A 20,910-nucleotide genomic window follows, 5' to 3' on the forward strand; every position below is an offset into this window, starting at 1 on the left:
CTTGGAATTTTCGACTTCGGATATAAGCCCGATAAATTTCCATGTAGCGATCAACCTCAGACATTGCTAACCATTCTTTAGATTTTATTTTCAGTCCTTTCACCTCCCTTCAATTTCTTTCGACGTTCGCCATAAGCAAAAATATCTGAGAAAGCTGCTCCGCTTTTATTTGGCTTTTCCTCAGAAGGTACGATCGGATGCTTTTCAATGTAAGCAAGACGTTCTTCTTCAGTCATATACCAAACAGTTACTTTACTCATTGTCTTCACCTCCTTTAAGTCTTTCATCTGCAAGAAAGCTACCAGCAACGATACTCAGCAAAACTACCATTAAGTAAATTAGGAAAATATCTATCATTTCTATTGTCACCCCCCTATTTTTACGACCTCGTAAGTTTTTCTTCTAAAAAAAAGAATCTTTCAAAGGGCTCACCGAAGGCGCTTAATACTCCTGCGATAAATGCTGGACCTGGTGTATTGTGCCTCGGGTCATTGATGGGCAATGTTGCTTTCCAGAGTTGAGTGTTTGAAACTCCAATAGCTTCTGCAATTTGCTTGTCGGTTCTAAGATTGTGTTCGATCGCTGCTATCCTAAGCTCTTTTTCATTGAGGCGTAAAGCAACTTTCTCTAATTTACCTTCCATAACATCATCTCCTTAAAAAGTTGGCATATTTTCCTGGTGAATTCAATATATACCAATTATTACGCGCGCGCAATAATTAATTACGTAAAGTTTTAAAAAAATTACTTCCGCGTAACTTTTTGTTACTTTTAGTTTATTGCGCACCCGTAAAATATTTGGTATATTTTCTATACAATAATAAAATCATAAAAAATATATTCATAAAAAATAGAAAATAAATTTCAATTCAATAAGTAAACATAAATGGGGGAATTAAGATGAATATAGGATATGGGGAATTCATAAAAAGAAACAGAATTGCTTCTGGCTTTACTAAACAAGTGCAATTAGCTGAGAAATCAGGCATTACAGCTGCTACAATTTCAAGAATAGAGAAAGAAATTCAAAAACCTTCAATGGAAACATTAAAAGAATTAGCTCGTTTTTTACATTCAACTTCATATGTAGAATTAATGGTTGCTTGCGGTTACTGGAATGAAGAAGAGTTACTTGAAGAACCTTCAAAACCAAAATACCCATCTATAGCAAGAGAATCTGATGTTCCATATACTTTAAAACCTAAAAAGCCATCTCCAGTAGAAGATGACTTTATCGAAAATATAGATCTTTCCGATGAGGAATTATTAAAACAGTTTAATGTTCAAATAGATGGTATGGATTTAACAGAAGAAGAAACTAAAGGTATTATTGCATATGTTCGTTCTCTTCGTCTTGTGAATCAGAATAAAGCCTAGTTAGTTCTATCTTAAATTGATTGATGTGGATGCCTAACTTCTTTGCTACTTCCTCTAGATCTACAGGCTTTTTCAAATTTTAACACTCCTTACACCGCCACAATCCGATTTCAGGAACTAAGAATAAAAAGAACTTAACAAAAGAACAGGTAGCTAATATTCTTAGAGTCACTCCAACTACATTTAACATGTATGAGCAAGTAAAGAGCGACAAATGGATTAAAATACCTTAATGAGCAGTTTACTATAAAGTAAGTTTGGATTACTGATTCCTAAGGGGGTGTTCCTTTTCTTTATGAACAACTAAAAAGGATGAACTTAAGATTGTGTTTTCAATCGCTCAGTTTATATAGATATATATAAGTTTTGAGAATCACTTTGTCTTCTCTCAGACAAAGTGATTCTTTTTGCCTGATTCATTCGATATATAAATTATATACGAACAGTCGTTCGGTTACAAGAACATTCTTAATTAAATGCATTTTTTTGTAATTGTAGCCCAGTAATGTCATTTTTGCATTTTGATGGTCTTTTCTAGATAATCATGATGTGTTAATTTCAGAAAAGGTTTTTACTTGGCCGTGGATATTCTTTTCTTTCAACCAAAAATCGAATTTTCCTTTTCTCTCTAGATTAGTTGTGAAGATGTAAAGGATAGGTGCCGTGCTTTTTCTTAGGTCCTGCAGCACTTCTGCATAGGCATCAATTTTTTTTCGGTTATCAATCATACTCCTTGTATTGTCTATCTCTATCAAATGCATATATCCATTTCGATTAAATGACGCGTCGCTTATTATTCTCTTTTTGGCCGGTGAAAGGCCCATGAATTGAATACCGAATGTAGGGACAGCCTCTTTAGATTCAATCCTATGCTCCGTCTTCCAATCTATCGGACAATTAAAGTATAAATATGCCTCATTGCGCAAAAGAGTATGCTCCATGAGTGAGTTTCTTTTCACTTCTTTAGTTGATCCAATCAATTGTCTCCCGGCTTTATTTAAATAAACGACCTTTTCTTTATCGAAGAAAGTTTCATGAATGAATGGATCCAACTGTTTTATTACTCTGCAAGCATTCCGGTAGCTTTTTAAATCATGTATTTGCTGGAGGTGTCTTATCTTCGCCATACTCAGCCGGTCTATTGTCATTAACAGGCTTTCGATACGTTGCTGCTTGAATGATGTCATTTTCTCTTTCCTCCATTTTTTCGAACATATATTTATCATCTATATATGGAACTTGCACGATTCTGTTTTTCTCAATTTTATAGATGGCACGCCCTGGAATGCTCGGTAAGTCTTCCGCCCCTTTTTCGTCTAAAATAACCATGCTCGCAATTTGGGCAGCAGCAATAAATGAGATCCTAGTTACAATGTTCATTTTCACTTGCATTGGGACAGCTTCTTTAGTGGGATACTGAGTGCAATAAATGAGCCGAAGCCCTAAACCTCCACCTATGCGGGATATCTCAGATAAAGCAGCCTGACAGAACTTTGCGTATTTCTTACCTTCGCCAGCAATAATATTTGGTGATAATTCAGCCCCTTCATCCACTATGACAAATGTTCTTTTTTTTATAGGCGTATCCACAATGTTCGTATAGCCCTTTTCCCTAAAGTACTTCTCACGTTTCTTTAGATCATCCACAATTTCAGACAATACTTCAGCTGCTTCGAACACATCGCTCGCGACTGATTTAACTTGTGGCAATCCTTGATATTTCCCAAACTCTAAACCGCCTTTTAAATCCAGGAAATAAAACTCCACATCTTTAATCTGGTTCATAAGCAAAGTGTAAAAAGTCTCTTTGATTAAAACGGTTTTTCCGAAACGTGTAACTCCTCCTACAAGCATGTGAGGGTATTTTTCAAAGTCGTGATATAAAGTGCCTTTGTGGTTCTTGCCTATTGGAATTTCCCATGTATCAGGTCTTAACAGATCCTCATCATATTTCCAACTGCTCGGCAGCCCCTGCTCAAACACATTGATTCTTAACACCTCATCAAATTCAATTTCTATATCTTTATTTAATCCATCTTTCAATACAGGGATAAAAGATTCAAAAGCTTCTGAAGGTACGCCTAAAGGCAAGGAGTAGATATAAGTGGTGTAAGTAGAGTGGTTGTATTTGCGGATTAATTTAGGGTATAGAAACGTTGCTCCTTTATTGATACCAACTTTTCTGTTTTCAAAAATCATTTGTATTTTTTTCTGATCAGTTAAACTTTTCTTTGGGAGTAGAGCAGCGCCAAAAGCCATTGCTGGTATTGCTAGCCATTCAATCATTCCAATTCCTCCAATCTTCAATTTCTCCTTCTGTTGTACCGTCATTACAAACGTTGAAGTATTCACGGTTTCCAAAGTGCTTGTAATACGTTTTTTCTTCATCATGAAACATGTACATGTACTGGCTTAAAGTTTCTTCAGTATCCTCTGGATCGTTGGTCCATTCGGACAGGAAGTCCTGTAATGGTTTAAAAGCTTTCTTTGAATTCTTATGAAAAAACATACAATCACTCCTTCAGTGAATTATAGAAAGAAAACTTCATTGCATAATACATAAGGTGTATCCTTCATTGAACTATACAATGTTAGGTGGTAGTTGAGTTGTAGCTTGTTCTTTTTACTTCTTTCAAGATGAAACAGATATACTTCACATATCTCCTTTCTGTCTGTTTCCATTCAGAAAGGATTGTTTTCACAAGAATAGTTTACTAAGTTCTCTTAGGAGAAATAGTATCCCTCCGTACTTAGCTATTTCCATGAATAAAAGTAATGCCGTATCATTTATTTGGAAGCCAGCACCATCTAATAATGAAATACCAATTAATGAAGCACCAGTAGCACCAACAGCAACAATTCCGAATGTGAATGGATCCATGTTGTTCACTCTCCTCTTCTTTGTATAGTGCAATGTATGGTCATAAGCCTAAAATATTGCTTGTCTGTATAAATAAACTTATATTTTTTTACAGCTTTTCTTATAGAGGGATATCCATATCACAAGGAGAATACCTTTATAGGGTGATAAGATGAAATGCTTAATAGGAGAAATTATTAAAGAAAAAGGGTTAAAGAGTAAATACGTAGCTGATAAAATAGGTGTTTCATCACAACAAATTTCGAATTGGATAAATATGAGAAACTATCCTACAATTGATAAGGCGTTTAAATTAGCTAAATTATTAGATGTGAAGGTCGATGATTTATATAAGGAGGATGAGAATTGAGAAGTATTCTATTCCCTATTGTCCTAGCAATATCTTTATTAAGTGGATGTAATCATGGAAAAGTCACCACTATTGGAAAAGACAATAGACTCGATAAGCTGGAAACGGTAATTGAAGACATTAAATACGAAGAAGAAGAAATTAAAAAAAAGGAAATTATTAAAGCACAGAAAATAAAAGAAGAAGAACGAATCATTGCGGAAAAGAAAGCAAAAGAAGAGGCTGAAAGAAAAGAACGTGAGAGGATCGCAGAAAAAAAACGACAGGCCCAATTGGCAGTACAACAACAAGCACAACAGAAACCCCAGGAATCTCAACAAAAACAAACTAAATCAAATGATCTGAATAGTGATGGTTTTGTTGATCAATATGAATGGTCGAAAATGAGCAGTGGAGAACAAAAACAGTGGACTGAAAATTTTTCAGAATGCATAGACTCTGGTAAGGATGATTGTGAAAGGGAATCCAATTGATGTACATTAATATCAAAGTTTACTTACATTCAAAAGGAACGAAATTTTTACAGAGTGGAAGCTTTCCTGTTCCTAATTCAGATTATAAGAAAGATCCAGACTGGAATGCAGCCATTGCTGCATATGAATGGATTCAACAAATTAAAAGTAGCTACGCAGCTAGTGAGGATTTCCGAATAGATCAAGTTGTTTATAACGAAGATATTGATATTACGGAGTTAGTTAAGAAGGTTAGACTTAATTAACCTTATCCTCATTTACCATTGCAAGTTGATTTACCTACTAAAAAAGCTGGCTAATCTTATAAGCCAGCTTTTTTGTATCTCATTTAACTATTCGAATTAATAAATTTTGGCATTAGCAAATTTCACACTTCCATACTCGTAACCAGCTATAGACTTTAAAGAGGTTTTAACCTCCAGTTTTTTCACTCCTTTTACGGAGAGAGTTACGGAAGTTGGCAGATCCCTTGTTTTCATCGTATAGGACTTAATGAACTTCCCATCCCCATAAAAAGATACAGTCCCGGTAAAATCATCATCATCGATTGAATCATCATTATATCCAAGAAGTCCTTTAATCGTGGTGTATTTCCCCTGTAAATTATAAGCGTATTTATAAGTATCGGAGAAAATATCATATTCTTGGCCTTTTTTATAGGCCACCCCAGCCATCGTGGTATTTGAATCAATAGTTGCTGACCCACCAACATATGTAGATAAGATATCAGACATATACACGCCGTTACTATTCTCTCCCATGTACCACGTATTGTCTTTTTTTACATAAGAGACCCCTAATCTAAGAAGACCTCCTACTGTATCCAATTGGGCGTATGTTTTTCCCTTATATGTGAGAAGTGAATTAGTTTTCGATTGATTTTGGTAAGTAAGTTTTGCATTTATCGGTGTTGCTGCGTTCTTTTTTAATGAAGCTATTTCTCCATTCTTTGTTGTGATTTGACCCTTTAAAGATTTAATTTCTTTATCCTTTGTATTTACTTGTTTCTTCAAATCATCCACTTGTTTCTGAAGTGTAGCCGTAGAAGGAGCGGCTTTTGTTGTTTGCGGAACAAAAGTGAAACTAATTAACAGCAATGCGGTTGCTGCTAATGATACAAATGTTTTTTTCATGATATATCCCCCGATTTCATATAGTACTTTTTTACCAATTTTTATTATCGACCAAATTAACTATTAATTCAAGTAGTATTTTCCATCCCAAACAAAAAACACCATAATGGGTAAATCCAATTCAAAAAATAAACCCCTACTCACTGAGTAAGGGCTTTTACCATGTTCTATATTAATAAAAAAGGACCTTCAAAAGAAGATCCCTTTCTTTATTATTAACGTAATAACTGAAGAACACCTTGTGGCTGTTGGTTAGCTTGAGCCAGCATTGCTTGTGCTGCTTGAGAAAGAATAGAATTCTTAGTTTGGTTCATCATTTCTTTCGCCATATCTACGTCACGGATACGAGATTCCGCAGCAGTTAGGTTTTCAGAGGATGTTCCTAAGTTATTGATTGTGTGTTCTAAACGGTTTTGAACAGCACCCATTTTTGAACGTTCCGCAGAAACTGTTTCAATAGCATTGTTTATCTTTGTAACAGCACGAGAAGCTTCTGTTGCTGTTTTCACACTAATAACTGAACCATTTACATTTAGACCCAATGCTTTAGAAGACATATCTTCAATGTCAATTTTAATAGATTGGTTTTCATTTGCACCAATTTGTAAAGTAGCAGAACCGTCAGTACGAGCACCTTTAGCATTTTCAGCTTCAAGTCCTTCTACTGTAAACTTATCAGCAGCGCCAATATTTCCTGTTCCTTTTACAATAGTTAAACCATTGTAAGTTATGTTTCCTGTACCGTCCGCTCCAGTTCTATTAGTAGAAGTTGTTACATTTCCAGATGCATCAGTAAATTTATCATGTATAGTTAATTTAGTTGCACTAGCATTTGTACTAGCTTTTGCTGCAGCTGCTGTCCCATTATTAAATAATACAGCAACAGCATTTGTTGCACTAGAAGTTGTTTGTTTAATATTCAGTTGAGTTGCACTAGCTGCATCACTATAAACGGTTAACTGTCCATCCACTAATTCTGCTGTAGCGTTTGTTTGAGTACTAATTGCATTCATTAGATCAGCAACCGTACTATTCAAGTCTAAGCCAGTAAGTGTTGTTTCACCAGCTAAGTCACCTACAGCCAAGCCAGCAATATCAGTAATACCTAATGATGCTAACGTTTCGTCGCCTTTTAATCCAGTTTTACCTTTAACTTCTCCAGCAACTCCTGTGCTAAATGAAATCTCATGAGTTCCAACTTTATCATTTGTTAGTACTCCAGTTACACCTGAAACGTTTGCAGTGCTTGATTTTAAGTTTGCTTGACCTTCACTAACACCTGCAGTAGCCACACGATCTTTTCCTAGAGAGCCATCTAATAGTTTTTTAGTATTGAACTCAGTAGTGTTTGAAATACGATCAATTTCTTCTGTTAATTGACTAATTTCTTTTTGGATTTCTGCTCTATCTTTATCGTTATTAGTATCATTTGAAGACTGAACTGCTAGTTCACGCATACGTTGAAGAATATCGTGAGTTTCATTTAAAGCCCCTTCAGCCGTTTGTATCATAGAGATACCGTCTTGTGAATTACGAGAAGCTTGATCAAGCCCACGAATTTGCCCACGCATTTTTTCAGAGATTGCTAATCCAGCTGCATCATCACCAGCTTTGTTGATGCGCATACCTGATGCCAATTTCTCCATTGATTTAGATTGTGCATTAGATGCACTTGATAATTGGCGATGTGTGTTTAAAGCTGTGATATTGTGATTGATAATCATTTTGTTACCTCCGTGTTTTTTTATAGGTGGCCTCATCCATGTGGCCATGATAGGAATTATTCAGGTATTACCTCTTCACGAAGAATATTGTATTTCTTCGGTGCATCTATCTTCATTCGAATATCACCTTTTAATTCATGTCTAAAAAGCGTTATTTCTATCTTTTCATTGGTTTCTTCATTGATGATAACCAGTGATTGTTCCATTTTCCTTGTAACAACTAAACCCATTCCTGTCATCCTCCTTGATGTTATATAAGAAATATCGACTATACTTTTTAATTGTTTAACTTATTTTATAAATAATCTTTAAGAAACATATGAACTATTATTTTTAGAAACAAACATAAAGCCCTCTCATAAGAGAAGGGCTTTTTTTAATCCTCAACAGTTATTCCAATAATCTCATCAAACTGAATATACTCAAAGGAACTATCTTCTTTCTGAATACGTAACTCTTTCGTGACAGGATGAATGTACACACAATAACCATGCAATCCTTGTGGATTTCCCTCGTTATGTAATCTAAAACTTATCGGTAAATGATATTCCATTGCATAATGAATATTGTTTTCAAATTCTTCAACCTGGTATTCATCAAGGACAGGTTTCTTATTCAAGAAATAATCAACCTCACCTATTCTTTTATGTAAAGATTTATGTTCTGGCATAATTAATGCTGCTTGCCATTTAACGAGCCCTCTATCACGAATTATCATCAGAAGAATCCCTCCTTTTCATTTATTATATACGAACAATTGTTCTTATAAAAGGCAAAAAAAAATTCCTTCCCCAATTAAGAAGAAGGAAATATACTTTCGCTTTAAAACATCCGATTCCAAGTGTTAGGTCCTACTCGTCCATCTTGACTTAACCCTTGTCGCTTCTGATAGGCCTTTACGGCTTTTGTTGTTTTAGGTCCATACTTACCATCAACATCTTTTTCAGGCATGCCAGAGGCACGTTGGACCCGTTTGATATCAATTGCTTTCATCCCTTTTGCGCCTTCTTTTAATACGATTCCAGGATAAGGAACAATAGGTTTTGGTGTAACTTCCACTTCTACATTAGGTTTTTTGGCCTTTTCAGGTTGTGAAATAACCTCTTTAGCATTTCCGAAATTGATTTTCTGACCGATTTTTAATTTAGTTGGATCTATGCCAGGATTTGCTTTAATTAAATCTTCAACTTGTACGCCACCTGCGCCATCCTTATGTGCAATGCTCCATAAAGTATCGCCTTCTTGGATTGTATAAACATCAGGAGCCGGCGCTGGTTTGGATGGGGTTTTTGAACCTTTCCAGTCAAAAGCATCTCTGTAGTTATACTGACAGCAGGCTTTCCAGCTATAACCTGGCATTTCATTATGGGCTTTATCATATTTCCCTATCCCATCTTTAACAAGGGCAGCGTGAAGCTCTGCAATACTCGCAAGAGTAGCATCATCCATAGTGTCATAACGATAATCACCAGCAACACAGATACCAAGGGAGAACTGATTGCTGTTTCCAACATGGTAAGTCCTTTGGTTAATATCATTTGCATAAACAATCCTTGCCCTTTTTCCATTTGGAGTATTAATTATATTCTTCGGCTCAATTACAAACGTATAGCCACATCCAGGCCACCCCAGCGTAATTACATGATACTTGGCAAAGCTTGCAGCATCAGATCCACCCAAATTCTTTTTTGTTAATGAATGATGCCATACACGATGAGTGATTGTTTTCGTACGCTTTGAATAAGTCCCTTTTGATTCTAATTTGCCTTTCATATCGACTAATTGAGGGAGTTTAATAAAGTTCATTTTTCATCGTCTCCTTTTAATTTAAAATAAAAAGCCACCCCGATGGGCAGCTTATTTTGAATTTCCTTCTCTTTTTACAACTAACTCATAAAGGCCAGTTCCACTCAGACCAGCGAATGCCCCGGCCCATAACCTTAATACGATATCCATATCTGTGAAGGGAAAGGCAACAGAACCCACACCTAACCCGATTACCAGGCTTAAAATGGGAAGTGCATTATTCGGCAAAGTAACTGTCTTTTTAACCACCTGAACCATTGCTGCTACGATTGGTGCAAATATAGTTGTAAATATTAATACTTGTTGCATTACTTCGTTATCCATATGATCAACCTCCAAATGAACTTATGATTTTTGGTATATATTCAAACGCTGCTAACAATAGCCCTGGAGCTGAAAGTAAAGCTACGAGGATCTTTTCTTGACTAGACATCTTCGCTACTGTGACGTCCTTTTCTGCTGCGATTTTTGTTAATTGCACCTGTCCTTTTACTTCTTCTTGCTTCTGGTTAATGGTAAGTAAATGCTGCAACATTGTTTGATTTTGTGAAACTAATATATCTTTTTGAGAATTCGAGGTTTGCAAAACGGTTTTTTCAATCTGGTCCTGACCCTGTTTTATAACTGATATTTCCTTGATGACCTCACCATAATTGGTTTCTAGTTGTGATATACGTTGCTCATGGTTTTCTAACCTTTGTGGCATGTCCATCTCCTCCAATGTTCATAACCCCCTTTAACATAAAAATTCTCTCTATCTCTGTATGTCTAGGATGTATATACATAATAAAAAGCCGCCCGTTTTGGACGACCTGGTTTGTATATCTATTTAGTTTAAGTATTTAAATTCTATAAAGCATGAAGGGAGGGTTTATCATCTTCTAATGATCTTATCTCTTTTGCTGGAACACCTGCGTAAAGAGTGTTTGGTTTACAGTCTTTAGTTACCACTGACCCTGCAGCAATAACACATCCATCCCCTAATATGACCCCAGGGAGAATAGTTGACCTTGCCCCTACCCAACACCCTTTCCCGATTACTATTGGTTTCCTATCAGAAACTCCAGCCCTTTTAAATGATTCTCCAATCTTATGGCCTGATGTGCAAATTAAAACATCAAAGGCGATCGCTGCATTTTCCTTAATCGTAACCTTTTCCCAACTATCGATAAATACATTGTGGTTAAGAAAAACATCCTTTTCGATTACAAGGCTTTTTCCACGGAAAGTGCAACCAGATCGTATATTTGAAGAAGATGTCTTCATCCCCGCCATTTTATAAAGCATATATCGTAGATTTTGAGGCACCAATATAGATTTCCCTAAAGTATTTACAAATAAATTCCAGATAATTAATGATAAGCAACTTTTTAGTTTCGACATAACTTGAATAACCCCTTTCTACATTCATTTATTCAACGAATAAGGGGTTATTACCTTTCTATAAATAAAAAAACCAGATCCATTCAAAGTTTCCCCAAACTGAATTTATACCCCTTGTAATCCGTGAAAGCAAAGACTTGCCCATCAGATATGGAAACGCCCTGCATATCTCCAGTAGCATTTACAATAGGTCTGTATTCGCTGTCGAAATACCCATTGTTTAAAGGGATGCACTTTCTAATGTTGTTTGCTCCCTTAACCCCTGTATAAATGTACCCTTCATGAAAAAACATACCGCCTAATGTATCGACAGTCCTGGAGTACCAGGTATTTAAAATTGTATAGCTTCCATTATATCTAGTTGCTGCAGATCCATCTATATAGGTTCCACTCCCTAGATTATTCGTCCCTTTACCTAAAAGAATCTTCCTCAAGATTCGGTTATCATTGGTGAACAAATAGATGATATCACTGGAACTATAACCCCAACATAACTGTCCCTTCCATTCCTCGATCAATTGACTGAAGTCTAATTCGATTTTATCGACCGTATTAAAATCAATCGTAGTCCCAGATAACAAGGCGGAAAAATTGGGAAGTATCCATCCTTTCGGTAATAATGTAAAGCTTTTTGAACCATTTCCTACAATCAAAGAATCTTTAACTGCACTGTAATCAGGAGCGTTCATATGCCCTAGATTGTGCGTAATTGTTTTTATAATAGTGTTAGGATTCGGTTTTGAAACGGCGGTTATATTTACAAAGTCCGTGTGTTCATCGTTAGAATGGTTACACTTATAAATAATATCCCCTACAATAAATATCCCTTGAGTGGATCCGGTGTTAGATATTAATTCTCCCTCAATGTCCTTTACCGGTACACCTAAAGAATCCCCGCCGTACAAGCAATATTTACTTAATAACCCGCCTAAAATGCCTAGATTATTATATAAAAGTAAATATTCATTTTGAGAAACCGCAACCGCACCCCAACCTGCATTTTTAATTGATACTGTGTTATTTGTAAGGTTATAGATTAAAGCGTCACCTTCTTCTAATGTACCGTCCTGTAAATCTATATAGACGTTCCCTGTCCCTGATGGCTTCCAAACAAACAACCTCCTATACCTATTTGTATCTAAAGTAGGGAAGGTAAAATAAACTTTTGTAGTGTTCGTGTCTTTCCTTACGTTGATAACGCCGCCCCGCAATGAAAAGATAGCGTGACCCCTTCCACTAACAGCGACACTCTCACCGCCGCCACCCGTTACGTTTAAAACACCGTTGTTGTCAATGTATAACCCTGTCCCTATTTTAATACCACCTAAAGTTGTTGCTGATGCAATTGGTAACGTATAAGGTCCATTGCCATTGCCACCCATGCTACCATCCTCAATGGCTTGTTTTAATGTTTTGTCCGGTGCTACATAAACAGCTTCAGCAACCGTTACAGGGAAAAACCCGTCAAGCACCTTTATTTGTGCTTCCACTTAACAGCTCCCCTTACACATAATATATTTTTAAATTTGCACTTGTTAAATAAGCACTCACGCCTGCCACATCAAGACTAGACAATGTCCCTTTAGGTAATAACATTTCGACTGTTCCGTCTGCATTAACGCGAATGTTAGCAAAAGTACGACTGAACACATAATCATTAGCTGCAATAACCTTGCCAATCGAAGAATAAAAAGTATCTTGCGTTGTTGGTGGAACATAATCCCCAATACTACCGCCTAAAGTGAACTTTACATATTCAAAATCTGCCGTGACTCCTGATGTTCTTGTCGTTACATTGGAAACGTTAGGGGTGATAGAAAGTATTTTAAATCCTGTTGCCAATTTTAGTTTCATTCTTTTTCCTGCATTTTTTAAATAATCTGCTATAAGCGTCGCTGTCGTCCCGTGTGTAGTGGAAACCTTTAAAATCGGTTTTCCTAATTGTGATCCAGAACTTGCTATCGTACTAGCTTCGTAAGGATATGTCGCTGTAGGCATATTTACCACAAAAGGAACATATGGATAGCCTTCAACTATTATTGGATTTCCGCCTGTGGTTGTGCGGTCAAATAAAGCACTTAAAATACCGCCAGCAACCCCAATATATTCGGTGTCTGCATAACCACTTACACCCGACCAAACATGAGTATTTAAAGGTATGTTCAAATAACCGCCTTCTTCATAAATTGGAGCTTCTGTTTGCGGTGGAGGTGTTACCACTGCTTCTTTAACCGTTAAATTGCAATTCGCAACAAATCCACCGTCCGTCGTTGTGGCTGTTATAACAGCACTGCCTGCGGCAATCGCTGTAACTAATCCACTGCTGTTAACTGTTGCTATAGTTGTATTTGAGCTGTTCCATGTTACGGTTTTATTCGTAGCGTTAGAAGGTAAAACTGTTGCTGTTAATTGTGAAGTGTTCCCTTTAGTGATAGTTAAATTATTTTGGTTTAATGTGACTCCTATCACTGAAATATTGCTTATTTGTGCGGTTACAGTAATTGAAAACATTAAAACATTGCTTTCCAAACCTTCGTTATCTGAAACTTTTAAAGATAACGTATGGGTTCCAGCTGCTAACAATCCAACGGTCCATGTATTAGAACCTAAATTAACTATTTTGGTAGTGGAAACACCGTCTACCGTTTCTGTTAAGGTCAATGAGGTGCTTTTATCGTCCGTTATTGTAAAAGGAATTGTAAGTGTAGTTTTGTCATCTATAGTAACCGGAACGAATGAGCTCGTTAATGTTGGCGCGGCATTAGGTGGTAGTGTTGAGCCACCATCCACAGTAAAGTTTTCGCCACTAATTATGTCTCTTACATTAAAACCAGGACTGCCTGCACCGCCATTTTCAATAATCTTTGCAATTTCTGCTAACTTATTAATATCGATATCTTTGAGTAATTCACCAGTTTCCAGTGCTTTACTAAGCACTGGCCACTCATTTGTACTTTGTAATGATTCACCACTTAAAATGCCTTTTTGGGTGAAGTACTTAAACTTATTCGTAACAGTTACCTTATCACTTCCTGCATAAACCATTACTTCTGCTTCATGACTACCTGATACAATATAAGCTTGTGAATCTAATATAAACGTACATTTACCAGTTAAAGCATCAGTGATTAGACCCTCTTGAAAAACGGTTTTTAAATCAGGTTTTTTAACAGCTAGTCGAACCGAAGTTGCCTCAGTTAAATCAACAGGAATGCCACCTTTATTAATGATTATGGACAATTTTAATGTATTTAGATCATTTGCATTCACGTTAAATACTGGGTTTTTAACAGCCTCTAATGCGTCAACAACTATTGAAAACTCTTTAAGCATCTTGCACCCACTTTCATGGCAATAAAAAAAGCCCTTTAATTAGGCTGTAGTGTTTTGAGTGTTTTTTTGAATTTCTTGCAATGCAGCAAAACCTTCAGCAACCTCTTCAAATTGCACTAATAAAATGGCATTTTCGTGTTCTTTTTTTGCAATTTTATCTGTCAATTTCTTTGCAATTTTTATTGATTTTTTCAACTCATACTCTAATTGTTGAACTCTTTGTTCCAATTCCTCTTTTGTTAATTCTTTTTTCTCTTCCATACTATCACGCTCCTATGCGGCTTGTTCTAAATGTAAAACTCGGTCTTTTAATTCGCTTATTATTTCCTCAAGACTGATTATTTTTTGCTCTTGATTCCTGTCTAATTGTAATAATAAAACTTCGTAATCCGTTATTTGTTGCTGTTGAACATCAACTTTTATAGATAGTTCCTGTATAGCCTTAACTGCATAACTTAGCAATTTATACATATTTACGGAAAGGCCATCTGAAGTTGCTACCTCTGGACTAAGTTCACTGATCACACCCACTTGCCAATTGTTATAGATCCCGTGGTCTACATCTGATTGGAGTACATATTGTTTTAATTCCAAATTATTAATGATATTCAATCCACTAACATTCAAATCTTCAATATTGGTTTTATAAATGATACTAGAGCTATTTCGAAATTCTGAGGCACTAAAAACACCACTACCCATATCGCCATTGATGTTAGTGGCGTAAATAATAGCTGCGTCTTTATCAAAACGAATACCTGAACCAAGATTACTTTCTCCACTATAGTTGCCATACCCCAGGACACCATCCGTATCATAACCGGACGGATTATCTTTAACGAAAAACCTAAATTCGTTAATTCCTGCACGTGTATTTAGATAAGGTCTGATGTAAACTGAATACTCTTCTGATTCGATATTATTTGTTAAACGAGAACGTGTGAAAATGGTGCTGTATTCTGATAATAATGAAACAGCACCATAAGTGCTATGAAGCGTTACACCACGTGAAGTTTGGTTGAATCTTTGTGAATGGAACTCTAAGGTTCCTGAAGAAAGACCTTCAGTAGCCCCTGCCATTGTTGTACTTAATCCACGCTCTGTGAAATATAGGTTATAGCCTGTCTCCTCATTAGAGACCCACATCTGACCGTTCCTAATACCAAGATTCAATAATGCTGTTTCTTCCACACCATCCCAAGTTCTTGTATAACGGCCATGAGACCGAAGCTGGTTTTTTTCTATACGGATAAAATCATCACTGTTATCCGATGTTTCAAACATTGAACCATATATCTCTACACCTTCGATGATGATTGCGCGTAATGTCCCTGTGGTAATTGCATCTGCGACGATTCCCTCAGCTGTCATTGCTGTTCTGAAAGTTTGGCCGCCATCTGTACTGATTCCAATTCCTTGGCTATTAAAAAGGACTAATTCATTGGGATTTGTCTTTTCCCTAGCAATGAGGCCATTGTTAAATTCAAGTTCTGTCTGTGCGCTTTGCAAGGCTGCAGTTGCTCTCTTAACAGCTTCATCGAGAAAATCATATTTAAGCTTATCATCATCAGTTAAGATTCTGGAGATCCTTTTTGAAGTTTGACTAAAACTGGTCATAACACTTGAAGCTGATTTTCCAAAGTTAGCAAGGGTAACGGCGCAATTTATAATATTTCCTTTTGCATCCTCTTCTTCTTCAATCCTCATAATTCGAACATTTATATCTAAATTCATAGGTTCATAAATAAGAAGAATTTCATCCCCCTTATTCGGATGTTGATATGGATAACCAGCATTTCGAAGGTCCACAAAGTCAACGGTTATAGATACCTCCGGTTCATCTTGGATTGATTTTTTTAATTTGTTTAATAAGGTTGTTTTATTAGTAATTCTTTCATCGTAAACAGGATCTGCATGTTTATAACCATCTTCAGAAAAAGGATTAGGGAATTTTGATGCATTAGGACTTACATATTCAGCTGTGACTGTATATTGCTCATCCCCTACTAATTCACGATAAAGACCAATTATATTACCACTTTTAAGATATACAATTGGCGCAGGGTCTGATTTAAGTTTCGTATAAGGGTTTTTAGCGTCCTTACCTTTAAATGTTGCCACTACACTATGAGACTTGTTTTCTAACCCTCTTATGATTTCGATTGTTTTATCTTTGGAGACAACATCTTGATAAGTGGAAATTTTAACGCTTTGAGAACCATCAATTGTAAACTCCCACACGCCACCTAAGAAAGTGACAATTGTTTTGAAGTTGAACCCAGTACCTACAAAGGAAAACTTAAAATTAGCACCAACTTTTTCTGTTGCTAGTTGATTTAGCCCTGGGTCTGTATAATATGTTCCAGACCTACTGGCATAAGGGATAGAATTTCCACTAAGCACATCTTTTTCTTCTTTTAGCTTTCCGTATCCTTTTATATAAGTGGAAATTCCGTTTGAATCTGTACTTTTATTGATTGCTTTTATATTGTGCTTATATCGAAACTGGGTATCTGTTTTATTACCAATTTGTTCAGCAAAAGTGAAATGCGTACCACTTATATCATATTCAGCTTGAAATATTTCCAAAGCCTTTTGTAGCAAGGATACGCCGTTGTCATTACCAAAGTCTTCACCCACATCTTCACTTGGAAAAATATCAGTAATGGAGAAAGTGTAACCAGTTCCTTTAAAAATAAAATCAAGTGCTTCTTTAAGAGTCCTGGTACCAGTTAAGGTCTCGTACACAAAGTGATCGATTAAATCAAACATCGTATGTTGAGCAGTAATGGTCTTCATGCTACGAGATCCAATGTTCTGCTCGTTAACATTTTTTATTCGATACTCAACGCCTTTATGTTCAATTAGGCTTTCTTCTTTGACTAAAGGATAAGCATGAGCATTCCTCTCAGAATTAAAAATGAGTAAGGACAGAGAATAATCTCCATTAACTTCCTCAATCCTTTTTGGGGTTTTCACATCATAAAGAGGTTCCGTGATACCTGTTAGATCTGTAACTGTAAGGAACATATTTTCGCCTCGCTTCCTTATGCAAAACTAAAAAGCCGCCTTTTAGGACGACTTGGAATATTGCTATTTAATTCTCATTACTTCACGTTTTGTTCCAGCACACAACATTCATTTTGCGAATTTCCATACCCTGTAAAACAAGTTGATGTTAATGCGAGATATAGCACAAGAGATTTTTACAAACTTCCCAGTCAACTCATTCAATTTATACTGATATAAATTTTTCTTTAACCGTTTCCGAATATTACTTTCGCACTTATTCTCTTGTATACCGTTCATCAACAAACTGATGTTCATGTGCATGAAGTAGTTTTTGAATTTTTCTAACTGGATACCTTCTTTATCACTTAACAAATTAACAATCCTTGTTAAGGCATCTAAAGCAGTTAACTTTTTTAGGCTGAACTGTGATTGAGATGCATTATTGTCGTGAATGATATAGTGATAATGGGGAGTAGAATTATAAACGATCTTGTTAGAGTTTGAGATTGCTTGACAGCAAAACAATAAATCTTCACAAAAATGTATATCTTCATCAAAAACAATATTTTGTAGTATATCTGCAGAAAAGAGCTTGTTGCAAGTAAAACCCTTAAAGCCATCTTCACTTAAGATAGCGTCCAATGCTTCTGCCTGATTGTAGGAAAAAACATTTGGTTCAGTTATTTTATTTATGACTACACCATCCGGATTCTCCCTTAAATAACCACAAGCTGCGATATCCGATTGATTTTCATTAATTAACTTGTACAGACTTTCGAACATTTTTAGGTCCACCCAATCATCAGGATCAACAAAGCCGATATATTTTCCTCTAGCCGTTTTTAACCCTAAATTTCTAGCCGAAGAAACGCCACCATTTTCTTTATGGATAACGGTAATTCGATTATCTTTTTCGGAAAATTGATCGCTAATAAATCCACTTTGATCTGTTGAGCCATCATTGATTAGAATGATTTCTAAGTTTTTGTAAGTTTGACTTGTAATACTAATTAAACATTTGGAAAGGTATTTTTCAGCGTTATAGATTGGAATAATAATAGAAATTAAGGCCTTATTTGATTCAGTTTCCACAGTGAGAACTCCTTGCTTGAGCTTTTAGCATAATTTTACTTTATTAGTATAAGGTTAGCAAGGAGTTGAAAAAATAATACCTGTTAAGTAATTTGTTTCCAGTCATTTGCGTTTGATGTACCGACTGCCATATAAGAAACTTTATTCACTGTATCAATATATACCTGCCCTATGAAAACGGGAGTTGTAGAAGGTAAAGAAGTACCTTGAATTATACTTGCAAGGGGATACCACTGACTCCAAACGCCATTACTTTTATTTCTTACCCATGTAACGGCAGTAGTATCTTTCATTGCGATCTGTGTCATCCACCCATTATTTGCACCAACTAAATGGATAATTGTACCGCCACCACTTGAAGATGGGGCAGAGGTCGAAGTAGAACTCCAATAATATTGACCAGAAATAGTCAGGGTGTCAAGATTAGAAGCTAATGAGTTTGACGTAACTCCAAAACCTGACGTGTTACTCCTGCTGTAATGTTTCTTATTTCTTACATACCCATCATATAACGAACACCAATTAACATTTGCGCTCCTAGATGAAGTCGTTCCTGTAGGCGCTCCTATTATAAGGGTCACAGTATCAACGATATCATCTAACAGATAAGGGAATCTCAATGCAGTTACACCGTTATAAGACCCTATTTTCCCATTATCTGAATAAATGGTTTTACCGTTTACTTGAAGTACAAAATAACAATTATCTGTCAGGACTTGCCCTTCAATGAAGAAAGTGTAATAACGACCTTTCTTTAATGGTTTCGATAGCTTGTAAGTACCAACAGCAGTTACATTGGTAACATTCTTTACTGTATCCCCATCTAATATTATGTTTTCGCCAGTATACATACTTTCTACATTGGCGAAGGGGAAACGCGCAGCAAGAACGCATTGGCTCATATACTCATTGCTGGCCTCATAATAAACGGTACTGATTCCATTATCGAATTGAAGGGTTGCCCATAAGGATTCATTTTTCTTATGCAAGTATGCTGCTACATGGTCTATCTTCATAAATGCATTGTCGCGGATACTTCCCGCAAGGTCACCACTCCCCTCTTTATTTGTCCAACTGAAGAAAAGAATATCACCCGGCTCAACATTCGAGAAGTCTTCATTCGGTATAAATGAATACCCTTTCTCATATGCATATTTTCCGATTTGGTTCGCATACCGATATTTATAGGGGTCGATATCATGAAAGAATAGTTTTGATCCCACATTTTCAGAATTACCATTATACCTTGACTTTTCATAAGGTACGCCCCGAATTAATAGATTAGCGAAGGAGCTACAATCTATTTCCTTTTTCCCTCCAACTAAATCCATTGTAGGGTCATAGGCTGTATACCGATTTCCATAAACGAAAGAACCAACATTATCCCAATAGGTCTGTGCTATATCGATCATTCTTTCAACGATACCATTAGAGTTTTGTACACGAGTTGGGTTTTGTTCCAATTGCTTACTAACTCTGTTCAAACTAATTGGAATAGGCTTAATGGCTTCAGTAATGTTTGTCACATTCAATCTAGACATATAGATGGATAACGAAGAATTGAAATTGAAGTACATATAGTCGCTACCTTGTGTCATAGTGGCAAGATCTAAATCTATTTCAATTAGATTCCATTGATTAGCTGGTCCTAGATTAACGGGAACACTAGGTGTGTAAGCCATTCTTATATTTATAGTTTTATTAGATGTTAAAGGGTACACCCAAAAAGATACTTTTACCTTTTCCCTGGGCATCATTTTTTCTGTAAGGATGAACGCGAAATCTTTATTAACATCCGTAGAGTCTTCATAATTTAACGCTTCAATTTTCAGCGATTTTCCCCCATCTTTTTGAGGTGCTGTAACACCTGCCAAAAAGCTATAAACCGAACTTCTTGAATAAATGGTGGGAAGTGCTTCGAAATCCGAGTTGCGCACTAAATTTAAATCACTTATTAATATATCTTGTACCTCCGATTGATTAGCTTTTTCCTCTAAATGTAAGTTAACTTTGTTGTAATCAGAATCAACCCTGGCCTTTGCTGTGGGGTGAGCAACCCCCTCTGTATCCACCCTCATTTGTGCTGCTTCAACCGAAGAATCTCCTTCGATAACAACCTGGTTAAATTGCTCTTGTACACTATCAGCTTTGTTTTCAGCAATTTTTGCAATGCTTTTTGCTTCGGTTGAAACATTTTCTGATGTTACAGCCTTTGCCAATGCACTGGATGAATCAGCCTCTACCTTGTTTAAAGACGTATCCACCTTTTTAATGCCTTCATTGTATGAATTTCGAAAATCTCTGGAGAGACTTGTTTGCAATTCTGGAAATCTTCCCATGTCTCATC

At 36.2% G+C, this 20,910-nt stretch carries 24 protein-coding genes and 1 pseudogene; 4 read left to right on the forward strand and 21 right to left on the reverse strand.

The window, feature by feature from the left end; all coding sequences use genetic code 11:
• Positions 1 to 77: 77 nt before the first annotated feature.
• Together J7I96_RS01385 and J7I96_RS01390 are read right to left on the reverse strand one after the other, a co-directional pair.
• Positions 78 to 260: a hypothetical protein gene (locus J7I96_RS01385; protein WP_214923362.1), complete on the reverse strand. Its 183-nt coding sequence runs from the start codon at positions 258 to 260 to the stop codon at positions 78 to 80.
• A 119-nt stretch (positions 261 to 379) separates the two neighbouring features.
• Complete coding sequence (locus J7I96_RS01390) at positions 380 to 643, reverse strand: hypothetical protein (protein ID WP_214923165.1); 264 nt, start codon at positions 641 to 643, stop codon at positions 380 to 382.
• Positions 644 to 900: 257 nt separating this feature from the next.
• Between J7I96_RS01390 and J7I96_RS01395 the strand changes: the two genes are divergently transcribed.
• On the forward strand, positions 901 to 1,377 hold the full coding sequence (locus J7I96_RS01395; protein ID WP_214923162.1) for a helix-turn-helix domain-containing protein: 477 nt from the start codon (positions 901 to 903) through the stop codon (positions 1,375 to 1,377).
• A 542-nt stretch (positions 1,378 to 1,919) separates the two neighbouring features.
• Here the strand turns inward: J7I96_RS01395 and J7I96_RS01400 are convergent.
• The 4 genes from J7I96_RS01400 to J7I96_RS01415 form a co-directional block, all read right to left on the reverse strand.
• Positions 1,920 to 2,564 (reverse strand): hypothetical protein, encoded by a 645-nt coding sequence (locus J7I96_RS01400; RefSeq protein WP_214923159.1) that lies wholly within the window; start codon positions 2,562 to 2,564, stop codon positions 1,920 to 1,922.
• Positions 2,470 to 3,663: an FtsK/SpoIIIE domain-containing protein gene (locus J7I96_RS01405; RefSeq protein ID WP_214923157.1), complete on the reverse strand. Its 1,194-nt coding sequence runs from the start codon at positions 3,661 to 3,663 to the stop codon at positions 2,470 to 2,472. Before J7I96_RS01405 ends, J7I96_RS01400 begins: the two co-directional genes overlap by 95 nt.
• Complete coding sequence (locus J7I96_RS01410) at positions 3,656 to 3,886, reverse strand: hypothetical protein (protein WP_214923154.1); 231 nt, start codon at positions 3,884 to 3,886, stop codon at positions 3,656 to 3,658. The genes J7I96_RS01405 and J7I96_RS01410 overlap by 8 nt, the downstream gene beginning before the upstream one ends.
• A gap of 189 nt (positions 3,887 to 4,075) precedes the next feature.
• Positions 4,076 to 4,258, reverse strand: a complete 183-nt coding sequence (locus J7I96_RS01415) for a hypothetical protein (RefSeq protein WP_214923151.1) — start codon at positions 4,256 to 4,258, stop codon at positions 4,076 to 4,078.
• Positions 4,259 to 4,409: 151 nt separating this feature from the next.
• Here J7I96_RS01415 and J7I96_RS01420 point away from each other — a divergent pair, with 151 nt between their 5' ends.
• Genes J7I96_RS01420 through J7I96_RS01430 form a run of 3 tightly spaced genes read left to right on the forward strand, consistent with a single transcriptional unit; the run spans position 4,410 to position 5,325 of the window.
• Positions 4,410 to 4,607, forward strand: a complete 198-nt coding sequence (locus tag J7I96_RS01420) for a helix-turn-helix transcriptional regulator (RefSeq protein WP_214923149.1) — start codon at positions 4,410 to 4,412, stop codon at positions 4,605 to 4,607.
• Positions 4,604 to 5,080: a hypothetical protein gene (locus tag J7I96_RS01425; protein WP_214923147.1), complete on the forward strand. Its 477-nt coding sequence runs from the start codon at positions 4,604 to 4,606 to the stop codon at positions 5,078 to 5,080. Before J7I96_RS01420 ends, J7I96_RS01425 begins: the two co-directional genes overlap by 4 nt.
• A complete protein-coding gene (locus J7I96_RS01430; RefSeq protein ID WP_214923145.1) occupies positions 5,080 to 5,325 on the forward strand; it encodes a hypothetical protein in 246 nt (81 codons plus the stop codon). The genes J7I96_RS01425 and J7I96_RS01430 overlap by 1 nt, the downstream gene beginning before the upstream one ends.
• 96 nt (positions 5,326 to 5,421) lie before the next feature.
• Here the strand turns inward: J7I96_RS01430 and J7I96_RS01435 are convergent, their stop codons facing one another.
• The 15 genes and pseudogenes from J7I96_RS01435 to J7I96_RS01500 form a co-directional block, all read right to left on the reverse strand.
• The gene (locus J7I96_RS01435) at positions 5,422 to 6,213 is read right to left on the reverse strand and encodes an NPCBM/NEW2 domain-containing protein (protein WP_214923143.1); all 792 of its coding nucleotides are present in this window, start codon (positions 6,211 to 6,213) and stop codon (positions 5,422 to 5,424) included.
• Between the two features lie 215 nt (positions 6,214 to 6,428).
• Complete coding sequence (locus J7I96_RS28705; protein WP_396020041.1) at positions 6,429 to 7,226, reverse strand: flagellin; 798 nt, start codon at positions 7,224 to 7,226, stop codon at positions 6,429 to 6,431.
• Between the two features lie 354 nt (positions 7,227 to 7,580).
• A pseudogene (locus tag J7I96_RS28710) lies at positions 7,581 to 7,985 on the reverse strand (flagellin N-terminal helical domain-containing protein); the annotation flags it as partial.
• A gap of 8 nt (positions 7,986 to 7,993) precedes the next feature.
• On the reverse strand, positions 7,994 to 8,167 hold the full coding sequence (locus J7I96_RS01445; RefSeq protein ID WP_214923139.1) for a carbon storage regulator: 174 nt from the start codon (positions 8,165 to 8,167) through the stop codon (positions 7,994 to 7,996).
• A gap of 146 nt (positions 8,168 to 8,313) precedes the next feature.
• Positions 8,314 to 8,655: a YolD-like family protein gene (locus J7I96_RS01450; protein ID WP_214923136.1), complete on the reverse strand. Its 342-nt coding sequence runs from the start codon at positions 8,653 to 8,655 to the stop codon at positions 8,314 to 8,316.
• A gap of 104 nt (positions 8,656 to 8,759) precedes the next feature.
• Positions 8,760 to 9,743, reverse strand: a complete 984-nt coding sequence (locus J7I96_RS01455) for a peptidoglycan-binding protein (protein WP_214923134.1) — start codon at positions 9,741 to 9,743, stop codon at positions 8,760 to 8,762.
• Between the two features lie 51 nt (positions 9,744 to 9,794).
• Positions 9,795 to 10,067, reverse strand: coding sequence for a holin (locus tag J7I96_RS01460; RefSeq protein WP_396020034.1), 273 nt, complete (start codon positions 10,065 to 10,067; stop codon positions 9,795 to 9,797).
• Between the two features lie 4 nt (positions 10,068 to 10,071).
• Positions 10,072 to 10,464, reverse strand: coding sequence for a hypothetical protein (locus tag J7I96_RS01465; protein WP_214923132.1), 393 nt, complete (start codon positions 10,462 to 10,464; stop codon positions 10,072 to 10,074).
• A 128-nt stretch (positions 10,465 to 10,592) separates the two neighbouring features.
• Positions 10,593 to 11,126, reverse strand: a complete 534-nt coding sequence (locus J7I96_RS01470; protein WP_214923130.1) for an acyltransferase — start codon at positions 11,124 to 11,126, stop codon at positions 10,593 to 10,595.
• An 83-nt stretch (positions 11,127 to 11,209) separates the two neighbouring features.
• Positions 11,210 to 12,616 (reverse strand): hypothetical protein, encoded by a 1,407-nt coding sequence (locus J7I96_RS01475; protein WP_214923128.1) that lies wholly within the window; start codon positions 12,614 to 12,616, stop codon positions 11,210 to 11,212.
• A 13-nt stretch (positions 12,617 to 12,629) separates the two neighbouring features.
• Positions 12,630 to 14,459 carry an Ig-like domain-containing protein gene (locus J7I96_RS01480; RefSeq protein WP_251029072.1) on the reverse strand — a complete coding sequence of 610 codons (1,830 nt, stop codon included), beginning with the start codon at positions 14,457 to 14,459 and terminating at the stop codon, positions 12,630 to 12,632.
• Positions 14,460 to 14,498: 39 nt separating this feature from the next.
• On the reverse strand, positions 14,499 to 14,720 hold the full coding sequence (locus J7I96_RS01485) for a hypothetical protein (RefSeq protein WP_214923126.1): 222 nt from the start codon (positions 14,718 to 14,720) through the stop codon (positions 14,499 to 14,501).
• A 12-nt stretch (positions 14,721 to 14,732) separates the two neighbouring features.
• Positions 14,733 to 17,489, reverse strand: a complete 2,757-nt coding sequence (locus J7I96_RS01490) for a phage tail spike protein (RefSeq protein ID WP_214923124.1) — start codon at positions 17,487 to 17,489, stop codon at positions 14,733 to 14,735.
• A gap of 108 nt (positions 17,490 to 17,597) precedes the next feature.
• On the reverse strand, positions 17,598 to 18,563 hold the full coding sequence (locus tag J7I96_RS01495) for a glycosyltransferase (RefSeq protein ID WP_214923122.1): 966 nt from the start codon (positions 18,561 to 18,563) through the stop codon (positions 17,598 to 17,600).
• A gap of 83 nt (positions 18,564 to 18,646) precedes the next feature.
• Entirely contained in the window at positions 18,647 to 20,902 is a 2,256-nt protein-coding gene (locus J7I96_RS01500; protein WP_214923121.1) for a pyocin knob domain-containing protein, read from the reverse strand.
• Positions 20,903 to 20,910 lie beyond the last annotated feature (8 nt).

Source organism: Bacillus sp. ISL-78 (assembly GCF_018613455.1).
In the GTDB taxonomy this organism is placed as follows: Bacteria; Bacillota; Bacilli; order Bacillales; family DSM-1321; genus Peribacillus; species Peribacillus frigoritolerans.

What these genes read in the sequence shown, in the direction of transcription:
- J7I96_RS01410 (WP_214923154.1), bottom strand. Translation starts at nt 3,886, where the DNA reads ATGTTTTTTCATAAGAATTCAAAGAAAGCTTTTAAACCATTACAGGAC.
- J7I96_RS01390 (WP_214923165.1), bottom strand. Translation starts at nt 643, where the DNA reads ATGGAAGGTAAATTAGAGAAAGTTGCTTTACGCCTCAATGAAAAAGAG.
- J7I96_RS01455 (WP_214923134.1), bottom strand. Translation starts at nt 9,743, where the DNA reads ATGAACTTTATTAAACTCCCTCAATTAGTCGATATGAAAGGCAAATTA.
- J7I96_RS01420 (WP_214923149.1), top strand. Translation starts at nt 4,410, where the DNA reads ATGAAATGCTTAATAGGAGAAATTATTAAAGAAAAAGGGTTAAAGAGT.
- J7I96_RS28705 (WP_396020041.1), bottom strand. Translation starts at nt 7,226, where the DNA reads ATGAATGCAATTAGTACTCAAACAAACGCTACAGCAGAATTAGTGGAT.
- J7I96_RS01490 (WP_214923124.1), bottom strand. Translation starts at nt 17,489, where the DNA reads ATGTTCCTTACAGTTACAGATCTAACAGGTATCACGGAACCTCTTTAT.
- J7I96_RS01400 (WP_214923159.1), bottom strand. Translation starts at nt 2,564, where the DNA reads ATGACATCATTCAAGCAGCAACGTATCGAAAGCCTGTTAATGACAATA.
- J7I96_RS01485 (WP_214923126.1), bottom strand. Translation starts at nt 14,720, where the DNA reads ATGGAAGAGAAAAAAGAATTAACAAAAGAGGAATTGGAACAAAGAGTT.
- J7I96_RS01385 (WP_214923362.1), bottom strand. Translation starts at nt 260, where the DNA reads ATGAGTAAAGTAACTGTTTGGTATATGACTGAAGAAGAACGTCTTGCT.
- J7I96_RS01470 (WP_214923130.1), bottom strand. Translation starts at nt 11,126, where the DNA reads ATGTCGAAACTAAAAAGTTGCTTATCATTAATTATCTGGAATTTATTT.
- J7I96_RS01460 (WP_396020034.1), bottom strand. Translation starts at nt 10,067, where the DNA reads ATGGATAACGAAGTAATGCAACAAGTATTAATATTTACAACTATATTT.
- J7I96_RS01430 (WP_214923145.1), top strand. Translation starts at nt 5,080, where the DNA reads ATGTACATTAATATCAAAGTTTACTTACATTCAAAAGGAACGAAATTT.
- J7I96_RS01405 (WP_214923157.1), bottom strand. Translation starts at nt 3,663, where the DNA reads ATGATTGAATGGCTAGCAATACCAGCAATGGCTTTTGGCGCTGCTCTA.
- J7I96_RS01435 (WP_214923143.1), bottom strand. Translation starts at nt 6,213, where the DNA reads ATGAAAAAAACATTTGTATCATTAGCAGCAACCGCATTGCTGTTAATT.
- J7I96_RS01415 (WP_214923151.1), bottom strand. Translation starts at nt 4,258, where the DNA reads ATGGATCCATTCACATTCGGAATTGTTGCTGTTGGTGCTACTGGTGCT.
- J7I96_RS01450 (WP_214923136.1), bottom strand. Translation starts at nt 8,655, where the DNA reads ATGATAATTCGTGATAGAGGGCTCGTTAAATGGCAAGCAGCATTAATT.
- J7I96_RS01445 (WP_214923139.1), bottom strand. Translation starts at nt 8,167, where the DNA reads ATGGGTTTAGTTGTTACAAGGAAAATGGAACAATCACTGGTTATCATC.
- J7I96_RS01395 (WP_214923162.1), top strand. Translation starts at nt 901, where the DNA reads ATGAATATAGGATATGGGGAATTCATAAAAAGAAACAGAATTGCTTCT.
- J7I96_RS01480 (WP_251029072.1), bottom strand. Translation starts at nt 14,459, where the DNA reads ATGCTTAAAGAGTTTTCAATAGTTGTTGACGCATTAGAGGCTGTTAAA.
- J7I96_RS01500 (WP_214923121.1), bottom strand. Translation starts at nt 20,902, where the DNA reads ATGGGAAGATTTCCAGAATTGCAAACAAGTCTCTCCAGAGATTTTCGA.